Origin of the sequence: Humidesulfovibrio mexicanus (genome assembly GCF_900188225.1) — a bacterium.
In the GTDB taxonomy this organism is placed as follows: Bacteria; Desulfobacterota; Desulfovibrionia; order Desulfovibrionales; family Desulfovibrionaceae; genus Humidesulfovibrio; species Humidesulfovibrio mexicanus.
Genome location: NZ_FZOC01000008.1, coordinates 44521 through 58200 on the forward strand (window position 1 = coordinate 44521; position 13680 = coordinate 58200).

The window sequence follows — 13680 nt, forward strand, 5'->3', positions numbered from 1 at the left end:
CATCGTCCCGTGGCCCAGGTCTCCTGGGCTTGCGGCATTCAAAGTATCCAGTCGCACCACCGTCCAGGTAGAATGGACTCAAGCGCACTTCACACCTTAGGCTTCCGCCCAAGTAGCTTGTACTCCTGGTCCCCAAACCGTGCAGGCCCGTTTCCGTAGCACACGGCTTTCCAGGGCGGGCAACATGAGACATCCGGCTGGCTAGGCGTCGGATACCGGCTGGCTGGCCGGTCATTGCCCTCGGTCATCAGGCAGTTGAAATTGTCCTGGCTGAACTGCTGATCGAGACTCATCCTGCATGCTGTCGGCCGTGGCGCGGCGTGGCAGCAGCTTCTCTCCGAGAGACTCGACCTCTCCTTTCTTTGTTTCCTCCTGTCAGGGTTTGAGCGCCCTTTCTCGCTGCCGCGGATTGCGACGCGACGGCCGTGCCGATTTGGCGGTCGGCTGATCAGGGAGCGGGTGTACGGAAAGCATACCACTTCAAGGCAGGTGCTCCGCAAGGGGCAAAAGCGCGAAAAGCTCGAGACAAATCCACCTCAAATATGAATCCAGCTTCTCCTGTCCCGACGGCATGTTCAGTTGAGATGAATGCTCTAGCCGCGCGCCGTCACAAAAAAGATGATCTGAAGCGCAAATACCCTCCTCGGGATCCTTGCAGAAATTCTCCCGGAGGTCGTAGCCTTGTTGTGAATCGGGCCGCGCCCGCAACATCAACAAGGAAATAGCCATGAGCATCGTCAAGAAGAACAGCAAGTTGGGAAAGCAGGTCAACATCAAGATTACCGGCCAGGCGCATGACCGTTACCAGAAGGTGAAGAACGCCTGCCGCCTTAAGGGTTGGGACTTCAGTTTGCAGCCCGAGTTCACGGAATGGCTGAACGCGCAGCTGGTCTCGGCGGAAAAGGAGCTTTCTGCCGCCGAGAAGGCCGAAGCGAAGCAGGCTTCCCAGTCGGATGTGAGCGCGTAGCTTGGGCATCGACAAGCTGCATCGGCCCGGGCCAGGGGACGTTGCGCTCGTGCGCCGCGCGCAACGCTCTCTCGCTCTCTCCAGTCGGCACAAGGATCTGATGAGGTACCTTGAGCGCGACAGCTTCCAAAACGTCGCAGCCATGCTGGTCGGGCGCTACATGCCGCGTTCGGCGGCCAAGCGGCTGGAGATATCTGAAGTGTTCCGAGAGCTCTACTCCGCGTGGTTCGTATTGGCGCCGATCTCGAACCGCGCTCAAGGCTACTGGCGGCCCTGGTGGAGCCCTGGTGTGGTGATGAGTTGGCTGCGTACGGAGGTCAACCGCTTCCAGCGTATGTGCCTGGGCCGCCTCTCCTTCGACTGGGCAACGGCGCAGGTTGCGCCTGGCGCCCCAGCGAGCAGAATCGAGGACGCCGCATTCATCGCACATATGGAAGCGTTGCTCGACCATGCTCTGGGCGACACCTTGCGCGCCGGCTTCGCCAGGTACGTGCTGGGAGGGCTCGTTTGGCGCGAGAAGGCCGACGCCGCGCTTGCGCGAGCCCGTGCGGAGCAGGCGGGATTCATGTGGAATGAGCAGGAGCTCTGGTTTCTGGCGCAGAAGCCGTTCCTGGCGGATGGCGTAGTCTGGGCCGACCTGCGCGAAGCGCCCGCGGATATGCTGTCGTGGTCGGTCTGGGTAGCTGACGGCAAGCTTCACGCGCAGCTGTCACAACCTGTGGTGCAGCGGCTGAAGGATAGCGTCAAGGCGGTCCTGGCTACGGACGCGTTGCCTGAGCACAAGCTACGCCGGATCAATGCGGCGGCGAAAACATTCCACCACTGGGCGCGCTACGCCTTTGACGCACAGCAGCAAGCGCAGGAACTCGAAGCGTGGGTTTGGCGGCGCGTCAATCGGCACATCGTGCAGAATACGCCGCCACTTGCCGCTTGCTATTTCAACCTGCGCCAAGCGCCCAGAGACACGCAACTTCACTTCGGCCGTGCGTCATATCTCCTGGACAGAGGGGTGACGGACGAGGCTTGGCTGAACATCTGGAATCCGCGGAGATAGCGGGAGGGAAAGCGATGAGCCTGAACTATGACCTGGGGGGATTCAAACTGGCCATCAACGCTGGCGTATCAGACGAGAAGCTCGGAAAACGCAGGTGGACGCGCGTTCTGGCGAGCTTCATGGGGTACCCATGTTCAAGCCTTGAAGCCTTGGCGGCGCTCAAGGCGTGCCTGGACTGCTTTCGCCGAGGCCAGCTTGCCCGTGGCGAGCCGCAGCCCCTGCTCGGCACTGGGGGTGAATGCGTACGGTTCGCGATCAAACAAAAGGACAAGGTGCTCTACCTGCACATGCAACGCGTGGCCTCAGGCCGTGTGGTCGAGGAGGCGTACCTCGCACATCTCGATGTCGCGCGGCTTGAGGTAGCTGTAGGAAAAGCCCTTCAGGCCCTGGCGCCCGTATGCATCTGGGGGCCAGAACCCTAGCTCGCAACAGGCTGGCGGCAGGACCGGTTCGAAACGGACGCGGCAACGTCGGCTTGCCGGTGCCAGCCTGAACCACGAAAACCTTCCCGTTATCTTTTCGCTTTGTCCTCCAGGCCCTTGCGCACGAAAAGCCCGAGGTGGTTTGATGAAACCAAGGGCCACAAAGTCCCAAAAGGAGGCGCAAACATGATCAGACGATTGATCGCGGCGGCAACACATTTTGATGCCGCCATCTCGAAACGACTGTTCGCCCGGAAGCTGGTGCTTCGGCGCGAAACCAGCTTTCTTCATCCGAGCTTGGCGTATGCCAGGATTCGCGTGGAGAGACCGCGCGGCCGGTAACAGAAAACCAGCCGCAATGTGTGTGAGCTCCTTGAAGCTCATTGGCAGGCCGCAAGGCCCATGAACGCCACGCAGGCAAGCCGGCCCCTGAAACCGGCTGCTTGGCGAAAATGGCGAAACTGCAGCACCCTCCCCATTTTAATAGGCGGCCCTTCGGGCCGCCTTTCTTTTTGACCGGAGCAAGAAACCTGCAGCGCTCAGTCCCGTCCGTCGCCAGCTAGACGCGACCCAAGTTCTATTTGAAGGGGGTCTGACCGATCGGAAGCCAAGCGCCAGGATTTTCTTCGAACGTCGGGATTTTCACCCGGTACTTGGGGTCAAGCTTGATATTCATCAGCTTTAGATTGCTGTCTAGGAGAGGAACGACCTTCTCACCGGTGACCGCATCGATGAGGAGATTGTTGTCAATGAGAAGCCCCTCCTCACGCTGAATCCACTTCCCCCAGATCACCGCTCCGTCGTCTGTCGCAAAGCATCCATGCAGCTCCCAGAACAGCATGAAGAGCCCGGCCTTGCCTTCCCTCGTCGTAATCTTCCAGTACCAGACATCCGGCTGGAAGAACTGCGACACGTGCTCGAACGCTGAGAATTCGCCCCTGTCGATTTGTTCTTGAGTAATGGTCATGACGGTAAGGCTTCTGTCCTTCTCTCCGATGATCACCATTCTGCCCATTTCCATATTCAAGGCTCCTTTCAATGGCTGTTCGCTTTTCCTGCGCACGCTTGCGCAACGCCGCTGCCGCTTCCGTGAGATGCAGCTGCCGCATAACGCAGCATTATATTTTTGGTCAATAAACATTTGATTTCAAACAATAAATTGAGACGCGCGTCAAGCTGGCAAGATACGGCGTCCACTAAATGGGTAGCAAGAAGGGGGCTGGAATGCTCTGAAAGCCTCATGCGTGGTTGGCCCCTGGGCCCCACTCACAGTTGAAAGGATATGGTCACTGGGCGGCTTTTATGGCCGTAATTGCGCCCCAAATTTATTACAAATGTTTGAAGGTCAGTTCCGCGAAGGGCAAGAACCCTTCCAGGTCGGAGGCACGAGTTCCAGGCATCAAAGGCCATGGCGGCCAGGCCGTGTCGGAAGCCGCCGCCGCGTTGTGCCATCTCGGGGGGAAGTCCATCGTAGTGTGGGAGCTGCGCTCGTCAGATCGAATGGGAAGAGTGGGCGCGGGTCAGTGTAAGGCGGATGGTGCGCAGGCCGGTGCGCGCACGGGAAGGCAGCGCGGGACACTTCCTCTCGCCGTCGTCCGGGATGACGACCGCGCGCCAAGTCACGCGGTAAAGGTCGCGCCCTGCGCTTCCTGTGACCACGTGACCTGGCGCGCCGTGGAGTGTGTTCATGCGACGGCGAGGGGGAGCGGCGACTTTCGCTCGGGCTCAGGGGTGCTGTGCAATGAAAGCCAAAAGAAACGCCCCAAAGCTGTCGAGGGCGTGGCAGTGGAAAGACAAATCCACAAAGAAGATGGAGGGGGCGAAAACGAGCTAGAAGGCTACAGCCAGTCTCGGACCTGTTTCGCCGTCGGTTTGCCGCATGCGATCAATCTCCTCGCCAGCCAAGGAGCGCACAGCCGCCGCCATGACAGGAGGACAGACTCCGTTCCCGAGTATCCTGACTTGGTCCCGCCGACATCCACGTGCGATCAGGTGCTCATCCGGCAGGCCCATGGCACGCTGGAGTTCTCGCGGCTGCAGCATGCGCAGGGTTGCCCCCCCTGGCGCGCGCTGCACCAGCCCAAAGCGGTCAAGTGTCGTCATGGTGCGCAATGGGCGATCCAGCCTCTGCCAGCCGCCGGCGGCATCACTGCCATAGTAGACGACAAGAAAGTCCTCATCGACAGGAAGGGTTTGCATGGCCCGCGCAGCCCTTTCCAAGGTGGCTTTCGCCCTGCGTCCATTGTCAAGCGGAGAGCAGCGCCATGTTCCAGGGGGATCCAGAATCACATGCGCGGGCACAGGGTGTAGACACGTCGGGGCAAGTTCAAGGGGCTTCTTGCCGAATTCGCAGAGGATGAACAGCCTGCGTCGGCTTTGAGGTACGCCGAACATCGAGGCGTCGAGTACCTGGGGGGTCACCCCATACCCGAGGTCCTCGATCTCACGCAGGAGTTCTTCGTACCGCTCCCAAGTGCGCATGTGGACGACATTCTCAATCACCAGCCACCGAGGCTGGAAGTGCCTCACGTAGCGTAAGGTGTGCAAGGCAGTCATGCGGCTGGTGTCACATGGGGCGCGGCGTCCCCTTGCGCAGGTGTGGCTGGTGCATTCGGGCGAAGCCAGAATCATGTCAAAGGGGCCGTGGCCTTCCAGTCGTCGGGGCTCGCTCTCTGCGGTAATCCGGTCAACCACCCCGCAGCCGGAAAAGTTGTCGTTATACACCTCGACAGCAAGAGCGTTCGCATCAACTCCGCAAGCGATTTCAGCACCGGCCATGGCGGCACCGCGGCTGCTGCCGCCCCCGCCGCAGAAGAGATCAAGCACCCTGACTGGCATGGCGTGGACATTGCCAGGTTGTGGCCACCATGTCCAGCACCATGCGATAAATGCTCACAGATAGGGGGTGTCCAAGGCGTGCAGCACCCGCTCCCGGCAGGCCTCCGGGGCCTTTTTGAGCTGATGCTCCCAAATCCGGATCACGGTCCATCCCAACCGCCGCAGCCGACGATGATTCTTCCGGTCGCGTTCGCGATTTGCGGCAATTTTGGCGGCCCACTTCTCCTGAAGCTTATGCCTCCAGAGCGGGAACCGCCATCCGTGCCAAAAGTCCCCGTCCACGAAGACCGCGACTTTCTGCTCGGCGAACACGAAGTCCGGGCGGCCTGGCAAGCTTCGGACATGGGCCTCCCACAGTATCCCGTGCGGTTCCAGAAGCGAAGCCAGCACCCGCTCCGGGGCAGTGTCCTTGCCACGTATTCTGGACATGACTTTGCTGCGGGCTTCCGGCGACATGATGTCGCCTGCATGCCGCCTCGCAGTCCTGGGATTGGGTATGCCGGACATGGTGGCTAATGAAAGCTCAAGAGGCCAAGCCTGGATGTGTGATGAGCGTATTGCTGTAGCATGGCATCCAAGGCCTGAGGTCGAACACGGAGGAGAGGCGTCCCAAGAATCGCGTGCCCCGAGGGGAGTCCCAGCACATGTCGGAAGTTGGCTTCAAGGATGACATCCTCGTCGCCGATCTTCAAAATGGGGAAGCGGTAGATGCCTTGGTGGCATTCCTTGACCCTCTTGCCCTTTTTGGTTTTCAACTTGCCTGATGGAACCAAGGTGCAAAACACGTAACGGAGCAGGCGCTCATTCCCTTGGGCGTAGTCACAGGCTGTGCTGCATTCAAGCAGAAAGCAGCGACACCTGCTCAACGCTCCTTGGGCATCAGTCATTTCCTCAAGGTTGAGGGACAGGCTCACCAACTGCTCGCGGCCATAGCCGAAGTGAGCTTCCCAGGCCGCGTCTTCTGGAATCTCAACCAACGCCCCTCGCTCATCCTTCAACGGCACGATGAGGTCGTACAAATACCGCGTGTTCAACTGCGCACTGCTCACGCCCTCCGGGAGTTGCCCGCAGGGCCCCAAGGGCTCAGGTGTTGCCGCTTTCCACACAGAATTATAGCCTTCGTCCGTTGGAATTGCCCCCATGAAGTCATCCAGGAGCGGAGCCAAGCCCCTCTGCATGGCTTTGGCGCGATTGTCGTCGGCATGAACTCCGCCAGACTCGCGAGCGATTTTTCCCAGAATGGTCCTGAACCGCCCTTCGACTGAGTCAAAATCCCAGGGGTTGGCGCCCGCCGCCAGCGTAGACAGCTCACCAAAGGCTTTCCCCGCGGATTCAGCCAGCTTTGCCTCCCAATGCAGCAAGGCGACCAACTGGGGCGATTTTGCGACCTCACGGAGAATGCGTTGCTTGAGTGCATCAAGCCGAGTGTCGTAATCCTCCGCAGTCTGCTCGGGCAGCCTGAGTTCCGCCTTATCCATGACGCCAACGGCGAGCGGGGCTGGGGCATCAGCATGCCGCACTTTCAAGAGCCTCACCACCTCATCCACGTCAGCCGCCTGGACGGACCAGAAGACCAGGAGGTATGGACCTGTTGCGAGATATCTCTTCAGGGCCTGCCCAGCAATGTCCGCGAGTTCTGCAGCGTTCCTGTGCCCGCCCACAAGGTTGAGATCCAGGAAAACGATCCGAACCCCCTGGGCGGGTGCCAAGTCGGGCAAAGGGAGTGTAAAGTGGATGGGAACGCAGGCGATTCCTGCCGCATGCAATCCATCTCGGATATTATTGAGATCATTTTCATCATCGTCAATTGCCAGGACTTTTGCCGAGGGGAACATGATCATTTCCTCCTGAAGCGCAAGATGACCGCCGCGCCATCATAGACCTTGGGAAGGTCCAACTCGGAGAGGTCCGCAAGCATGACGGCGCCACCTTGCGACTCCATGACCAAACGGGCGTAATACAATCCCAGTCCCATACCGCCCGCCCGGGTCGAGACAAAAGGCTTCACGGCATCTTCGAAATCGATTTCAAATCCGGGCCCCGTATCGATGACGGCGAGGCATGGTCCCTCCTCAGCCCAATCAGGCAGGGTCCTGATGGCTATGGCCATCTGCCGTTTCTGGCTGTCCAGTTCGCGTCGCTTCTTGCACCAGTGGATTGCATTGTCCACGAGGTTGATGATTGCCCCAAGGTAGAGGTTGTCCGCACCAGACACCTCAAAGTCCACATCCTCGCCGGTCAGGACAGGACAACTGAACGTGATTTCATGAAGACTGAATCTCCTCTCCGTGAGGAATTTGACATGGGCCAGGATATCGCTCACCTTCACTCGGCGCTGTTTGTTCTTTTTCAGCAGGGGAGCGAAACCTTCGAGCAACTGGACCAAGTGCCTCGCGTGCTGCGCGATGCGCTCCTCGGAGAGCCTGTTCCGGATGGCGGCGTCCAAGTCACGGACCTCGCGTTCGACCTCATGGAAGATGACGACGATGTTCATGCCAGCGGCACCGGCTGACATGGCAACTTCGCGGAGGCTGTCGTACTCCTTTTCAATGACATCGAGTTTGGGGCCGAGCTCATTCTCTAGATGATGCTTCTTCAGGGTCTTACGTAGGGCGCTCACGGTCTGCTCGAACCGCTCCGTCCCTGTCGTCAAGGCGGACGCCTCCCCCTTGATGGCTCGATCCAGACTCTCGCGATCCTCTCGGCGCGTACGGTCCAAAAATTCGACGACGTTCTGCATGACAGAGCGGAACCGCAAGAAGCAGTCGTTTTCGTCAAAACCTTCCCGATTTGTCTTTTCGTGCAATTCCGATGTGCTGGAGTGGCGGATATGCACTGCGGCAATGACGGAATTGGTCCCCATTTTCAACGCGGGGCGGTTGATGCGTCTTGCGTTGAGGCCGAGCCAGTCATCGTCGGGCTCCCCGTAGTTGTAGACTCGGATCCCGTCCCGGTATACCCGGACTCCGGTTTGCTCGTTGAGGAACTGCTTAACTTGATTTGTGTTCCCTGTCAGATTGAGAACCTTGGAGCGGCGGTCATAGACATGGAACTGCCCCTTAATCGGGCCGATTCCCTTGAGATACTCGGAGTCCAGGTGAACCTTTTTTCGGTCCCACGAGGGATCGTCTTCTGACATTTCGAGACGCTCACCTGGAGCGCTGGAAGCTTCCTTCGGTTTGAGACTCTTGAAGCGGTGAGGAGGGTTGAAGCGATAATTCCATGTGAAACCGCGTTCATCAATGCCAAATGAGAACTCCCACACGGCCTGGGCAAGGATGTCCTCTGGTTCAAAAAGTTCTTCCAGCCATTCCTCGTAGCCAGGGACTTTGAACTGGACGGCAAAGCTGTCCGGCGCATGGAACGGACTTGTCAACGATGTGAGCATCCGCTTGAGGGCGCGGACTTCACCGCGTGTCCATTCTGCCCGGAGGAGCTTCAGAATGCGTATCCGGGTCCCAATCTCGTTCCCCATGAATAGCTCGGGCTCATCCCTTTGCAGGATGTCGATCCCAACCTTGTCAATGTAGTCGTGGTCGTCAATCAATTTGGCCCAGTCGATGCGCATGTGGTATTCCGGCTGGCCCTTTGCTCGGGTGGTGAGAATCAGCCGATCCCCCAACTTGCAGGCGGCCAAACGGCCAACGCCTTTTTCACCAAGGGGCACCCGCTTGAACCTGCTGCTCCAGGCGCTCCTGTTGTCCCCTCGCTTTGCATCCGTGCCAATCTCCAGCCACCCATTGCGTAGCTGATCGAGAGTCATGCCGCAGCCATTGTCCGCCACCGTGATGGATGACTTTTCACTTTCCATCTTCAGCGTAACTGTCACCCTTGTCGCGTCGGCATCATAGGCGTTTTTGACGAGCTCAAAGACCGCCAACCGATCATTGCCGATGAGCTGATCGCCGAGCAGGCGCAGGATATGGGCTCTCGCCTTGAAGTGGGCGCTGTGAGTATGTGCCATCGTCAACCCTTCCTGCTGTTTTGCCACACGCGAGTATTCGCATGCCCGGGAAGACCCTCAACAGGGACTCGAACCGCTTCACCGGTCTCCGGCCATGGGCAGTTCGGTCCCGCTCATCGCTTCGCCAGATCACTGTTACAGAAAATACCTACATGACTATCTGCCAAGAATCCATACGTGACAGGACGTCTGGCCAGGAGGCGATTATTGCCTGCCAAAGGGTAGACACCGTCCATGGTGAGCGTTGGGAGAGAAAGATGAAGGCGATGAAGCGCTGGTTGCCTTTTGCGTTCTTGGGGGTAACCCTGCTGGTCAAAACGCTTGTCCACTCATGGCTCTGGCCCACAACAGGTTGGCCACCGGATGCCGCCCGCTAACTCCCGAAGCCGCTAGAAACATTTTCCTTTCTGTCTGTCCAGTATGTCTTTGTCTGTTTTGGCTGCTCTGGCGGAAGGTGGATCAAAGTGGAGCGCGGATTTTAATCCTGAAACGACGCGCAGGAACTGCTGCCCTTGTAGTGACAGTCCTGCTGTGGCTCTTTCTTGTGATGCAGTGGTTTCAGGCCGCTTGGGTGGCTGGGGCGCCAACGAAATTCTCCATGTATCGGGTCGTGCGGAGCTTCAAAATGTGTTTGCCCGCATACGTCTGTCTCCTCGTGGGCGGTCTGTTGTCCCCCTGGCTCAAAGGCGTTCGCATGCCTTCTCGTTTGAACGACCAAGGAGAACAATCATAACGAGGGCCCCCTTCCGCTCTATGGGAGCTTCCCACTGCCCAGATGAAGGGTTTGCCTCCGCAAAGGCAAGCCCCTTCATCTTTCCCGTGTCGATTCCTCACGCCACCTACACCGGTCTGACCAACCGCAACGGTGCGTCCATCGCCTCCCCGAGCTTCGGCAGCAGCGCGGCCGCCTTCTCCGTCTCCGAAGCATGCGGCTCGTAGTAGTTCTTGATGATCATCCGCGGGCTGGTGCCGACTAGGTGCGCTTGGCGACGCGGCTCCCTCGCACACCCCTTGGTTGACTCCCTCTCGCCGAAGTGCCAGATTAGAAGACAATAATGGTCGGGTAGTTGCGAATCGTTCTGCGGAGCTGGGGTTGCGACCAGGGGAGCCATGATGTGGGCGACGCTTGAGCCTTTCCACAACCGTCTTGCGCGGCTTGCCCTCGTCATCCTGTGCCTTCTGGCGGTCCACGGGTGCGATGGGGGCGGCGCGGCCAAGACCGTCGACTTCTCCCGCACCGTGCAGGTCGACCGGCCCAGCGAGGACCAGCGCGGCGGCCGCAAGCTCCGGATGGCCGTGGCCGCCATGATCTCGCCCAAGGACACCTTTGACCTGTACCGCCAGCTCTTGACGTACATCAGCCGCAGGATGGACGTGGAGCTGGAGTTCGTGCAGCGCAAAACCTACGCCGAGATCAGCGAACTGCTCCGGCAAGGCTTGGTGGACGTGGCCTTTGTGTGCTCCGGCCCCTACGCCACGGGCAAGCAGAAATACGGCCTGGAGCTCCTGGCCACGCCGGAGATTCGCGGCAGCCACTTCTACCAGGCCTACCTCATCGTCGGCAAGGACAGCCCCTGCAAGGAGCTGCGCGACCTCAAGGGCAAGACCTTCGCCTTCACCGACCCGGACTCCAACACCGGGCGGCTCGTACCGCTGCACTGGCTCGCCACCCTGGGCGAGCGGCCGGACAGCTTCTTCTCCAAGACGATCTACACCTACAGCCACGACAACTCGATCCTCGCCGTGTCGCGCGGGTTGGTGGACGGCGCGGCCGTGGACGGCCTGATCTGGGAGTTCTACGCTAGGCGCAATCCCGAGTTCACCGCGCAGACCAGGGTCATCCTGAAGTCCGAGCCCTTCGGCATCCCGCCGGTGGTCGTGTCCGAGCATCTGGACCGCGGGAGCAAGGAACGCATCCAGGAGGTGCTCTTCCACATGCACGAGGACGCGGAGGGCAAGAAGATCCTCGGCGACCTGTCCATCGACCGCTTCATCGCGCCCAGCGACGAATGGTACGCGTCCATAAGAAACCTGGAGCGCACGATGCTCTCCGCCACGCAGGACAAGGGCCATGGCGGCGCGAAGCCTTAAGCGCACGCTGCTCGCGGCGGTGGCGGCGCTGGTCATGGCCAGCAGCCTGCTCACCACGCTTTTGGCCACGCGCTACTACGTGAACAGCCTTCAGGAAACCCTCGCGGCGCAGGCGGAGAACCTGGCCCACGGCCTTTCCCTGCAGCTCACCGACCTGATCCTGGTCAACGACCTGGCCGGGGTGCAGAAGACGCTCACTCGCCAGCTCGGCAGCAACCCGGACCTGAGCTACGCCTTCGTGGTGCGCGACGGCCAGATCATCGCCCACACCTTCGACCGGGGCATTCCCGTGGCGCTCATCGACGCCAACGCGCCCACGCAGGACGGCCGCGCGCACGCCCAGGACATCCGCGCCGTCGGCGGCGGGCGCTACATCGACTTCGCCTGGCCGATCCTCGAAGGCAAGGCCGGGGTGCTCCGGCTGGGCATCTCCGAGGGCCAGCGCGACGCCAGGGTCCGGCACCTCTGGCTCCAGATAGGGCTCATCTCCCTGTGCATCCTCGCCGCGGCGCTGGCCGGCGGCCTGCTGTTCATCCGACGCATCACGCGGCCCATCGCGGAGCTGGTGCAGGCCACCCAGGCCGTGGACCAGAACAACCTGAACGTGCGCGTCAACGTCCAGGGCCAGGCCGAGGTCGCCGCACTGGCGGAGTCCTTCAATCACATGACCGGGCGCATCCAGGACTACATGCGCCGGCTGGAGGAGCAGACCGCGGCGCTGGAGCTCTCCCACCGCCAGATGCGCACCTCCTGCGAGATCGTGAAGGGGGCCGCGGCCCTGGAGGATTTGCGCGCCATCGGCCTGTACCTCCTGGAGCGCTCGCGGGAGATCGTCCGCTGCCGACAGATGGTGCTCCTGGTCTTCAACTCCGCGCGCGACGGCCTCTTCCGCATCGAGGACGGCGAGGTGCGGCTGGTGGGCGACCGGGAGCTGGCCAGCCGCGCGGCGGCGGCCCTGGAGGGCGTCGAGGGCATGACCATGTCCGAGGACAGCGTGTTCCGCCCGCCGCTGGTGCCCGAGGAGTTCATGCAGGCGGCGCGCCAGGCCGTGCTGCCCCTGCACCACGAGAGCAGCCTGTGCGGGGCCATGGTCATCGCCTGCCAGCAGGGCTGTTCGTGCACTGCCGAGGAGATGGCCGTGCTCGACCTGATCATGACCCAGGCCGCGGGCAGCATCCGGCGCACCGTGCTGCACCAGGACGCCATGGGCGAGCTGCGCCAGCGGCTCGATTCCACGGCCGAATTCGCCGGCATGATCGGCCGCGATCCGAAGATGCAGCTCATCTACGGCCTGATCCGCGACGTGGCCCCCACCGACGCCACGGTGCTCATCCAGGGCGAGAGCGGCACGGGCAAGGAGCTCGTGGCCAAGGCCATCCACCAGCAGAGCCCGCGCAGCGGCAAGCCCTTCGTGGTCATCAACTGCTCGGCCTATCCGGCGGCGCTTTTGGAGAGCGAGCTCTTCGGCCATGAGAAGGGCGCCTTCACCGGGGCGGAACGCCAGAAGCCCGGCCGTTTCGAGCAGGCCGACGGCGGCACCGTGTTCCTTGACGAGATCGGCGAAATACCGCCCACGGCCCAGGTGAAGCTCCTGCGCGTGCTCCAGACGCGCACCTTCGAACGGCTGGGCGGCGAGCGCACGCTCAGCGTGGACGTGCGCATCCTGGCCGCCACCAACCGCGATCTGCTGGCGGAGGTGCGCGAGAAGCGCTTCCGCGAGGACCTGTACTACCGCCTGGACGTCATCCCCATCCACATGCCTCCCCTGCGCGAGCGCGGCAACGACATCGCGCTTTTGGCGCGGCACTTCCTGCGCCGCTTCTCCGCCGAGCAGGGCCGGGTCATGGACGAGATCGCGCCCAAGGCCATGCGCCTGCTCCTGGACTACGCTTGGCCGGGCAACGTGCGCGAACTGGAAAACGTGCTGGAGCAGGCCACTATCCTGGCGCGCGGCGGCGTGCTCGCCCCCTCCGACCTGCCGACCCGCTTCCGCGAGCCCCAGGCCGCGCCGGAGCGCAGCATGCACGGACACGAGAAGCGCCTGCTTGTGGAGACGCTCGAGGAGTGCGGCTGGAACAAGAAGCTGGCCGCCAAGCGCCTGGGCATCGGCCGGAGCACGCTCTACGCCAAGATGAAGAAGCACGGCATCAAGGACTCCAGCGTCCAGTAGCCGCGCCCCCGCCTCCGCGAAAATCCGCTTTTTTTTGCCCGTGCCCGGACGGCAGGCCCTGCCGCGGGCGCTGGAGACGCCGGAACGTGTCCGCTTTTTGGACACAAAGTAACCACTGCGTTTTCAGTATGTTATATTAAAACCGCACGGGAATGTCTGAAATAGGGACACACG

The 13680-nt window shown here is 61.1% G+C and carries 11 protein-coding genes; 6 read left to right on the forward strand and 5 right to left on the reverse strand.

The annotated features are described in order from the left end of the window. Nucleotides 1-727: 727 nt before the first annotated feature. The 4 genes from CHB73_RS14435 to CHB73_RS16905 all read left to right on the forward strand — a co-directional run bounded on the left by CHB73_RS14435 (nt 728) and on the right by CHB73_RS16905 (nt 2785). Nucleotides 728-967 (forward strand): hypothetical protein, encoded by a 240-nt coding sequence (locus CHB73_RS14435; RefSeq protein ID WP_089275313.1) that lies wholly within the window; start codon nt 728-730, stop codon nt 965-967. A gap of 1 nt (nt 968) precedes the next feature. Then, a complete protein-coding gene (locus CHB73_RS14440; protein ID WP_143337408.1) occupies nt 969-2021 on the forward strand; it encodes a hypothetical protein in 1053 nt (350 codons plus the stop codon). Between the two features lie 14 nt (nt 2022-2035). Then, entirely contained in the window at nt 2036-2443 is a 408-nt protein-coding gene (locus CHB73_RS14445; RefSeq protein ID WP_089275315.1) for a hypothetical protein, read from the forward strand. A gap of 186 nt (nt 2444-2629) precedes the next feature. Then, nucleotides 2630-2785: a hypothetical protein gene (locus CHB73_RS16905; protein ID WP_179217071.1), complete on the forward strand. Its 156-nt coding sequence runs from the start codon at nt 2630-2632 to the stop codon at nt 2783-2785. 235 nt (nt 2786-3020) lie between these two features. Here the strand turns inward: CHB73_RS16905 and CHB73_RS14450 are convergent, their stop codons facing one another. The 5 genes from CHB73_RS14450 to CHB73_RS14470 all read right to left on the reverse strand — a co-directional run bounded on the left by CHB73_RS14450 (nt 3021) and on the right by CHB73_RS14470 (nt 9272). Beyond that, nucleotides 3021-3584, reverse strand: coding sequence for a hypothetical protein (locus CHB73_RS14450; protein ID WP_143337409.1), 564 nt, complete (start codon nt 3582-3584; stop codon nt 3021-3023). Between the two features lie 689 nt (nt 3585-4273). Further along, complete coding sequence (locus CHB73_RS14455) at nt 4274-5269, reverse strand: DNA cytosine methyltransferase (RefSeq protein ID WP_218819435.1); 996 nt, start codon at nt 5267-5269, stop codon at nt 4274-4276. 66 nt (nt 5270-5335) lie between these two features. Then, nucleotides 5336-5788 carry a very short patch repair endonuclease gene (locus CHB73_RS14460; protein WP_089275318.1) on the reverse strand — a complete coding sequence of 151 codons (453 nt, stop codon included), beginning with the start codon at nt 5786-5788 and terminating at the stop codon, nt 5336-5338. 5 nt (nt 5789-5793) lie between these two features. Beyond that, the gene (locus CHB73_RS14465) at nt 5794-7122 is read right to left on the reverse strand and encodes a hypothetical protein (protein ID WP_089275319.1); all 1329 of its coding nucleotides are present in this window, start codon (nt 7120-7122) and stop codon (nt 5794-5796) included. After that, nucleotides 7119-9272, reverse strand: coding sequence for an ATP-binding protein (locus tag CHB73_RS14470; RefSeq protein WP_143337410.1), 2154 nt, complete (start codon nt 9270-9272; stop codon nt 7119-7121). Before CHB73_RS14470 ends, CHB73_RS14465 begins: the two co-directional genes overlap by 4 nt. 1083 nt (nt 9273-10355) lie before the next feature. Between CHB73_RS14470 and CHB73_RS14480 the strand changes: the two genes are divergently transcribed. Together CHB73_RS14480 and CHB73_RS14485 are read left to right on the forward strand one after the other, a co-directional pair. Further along, the gene (locus CHB73_RS14480) at nt 10356-11336 is read left to right on the forward strand and encodes a substrate-binding domain-containing protein (RefSeq protein ID WP_089275322.1); all 981 of its coding nucleotides are present in this window, start codon (nt 10356-10358) and stop codon (nt 11334-11336) included. Beyond that, the gene (locus tag CHB73_RS14485) at nt 11317-13506 is read left to right on the forward strand and encodes a sigma 54-interacting transcriptional regulator (protein ID WP_089275323.1); all 2190 of its coding nucleotides are present in this window, start codon (nt 11317-11319) and stop codon (nt 13504-13506) included. Before CHB73_RS14480 ends, CHB73_RS14485 begins: the two co-directional genes overlap by 20 nt. The last annotated feature ends 174 nt before the right edge of the window (nt 13507-13680 follow it).

What these genes read in the sequence shown, in the direction of transcription:
- CHB73_RS14435 (WP_089275313.1), top strand. Translation starts at nt 728, where the DNA reads ATGAGCATCGTCAAGAAGAACAGCAAGTTGGGAAAGCAGGTCAACATC.
- CHB73_RS14445 (WP_089275315.1), top strand. Translation starts at nt 2,036, where the DNA reads ATGAGCCTGAACTATGACCTGGGGGGATTCAAACTGGCCATCAACGCT.
- CHB73_RS16905 (WP_179217071.1), top strand. Translation starts at nt 2,630, where the DNA reads ATGATCAGACGATTGATCGCGGCGGCAACACATTTTGATGCCGCCATC.
- CHB73_RS14450 (WP_143337409.1), bottom strand. Translation starts at nt 3,584, where the DNA reads ATGTTTATTGACCAAAAATATAATGCTGCGTTATGCGGCAGCTGCATC.
- CHB73_RS14460 (WP_089275318.1), bottom strand. Translation starts at nt 5,788, where the DNA reads ATGTCCGGCATACCCAATCCCAGGACTGCGAGGCGGCATGCAGGCGAC.
- CHB73_RS14465 (WP_089275319.1), bottom strand. Translation starts at nt 7,122, where the DNA reads ATGATCATGTTCCCCTCGGCAAAAGTCCTGGCAATTGACGATGATGAA.
- CHB73_RS14480 (WP_089275322.1), top strand. Translation starts at nt 10,356, where the DNA reads ATGATGTGGGCGACGCTTGAGCCTTTCCACAACCGTCTTGCGCGGCTT.
- CHB73_RS14485 (WP_089275323.1), top strand. Translation starts at nt 11,317, where the DNA reads ATGGCGGCGCGAAGCCTTAAGCGCACGCTGCTCGCGGCGGTGGCGGCG.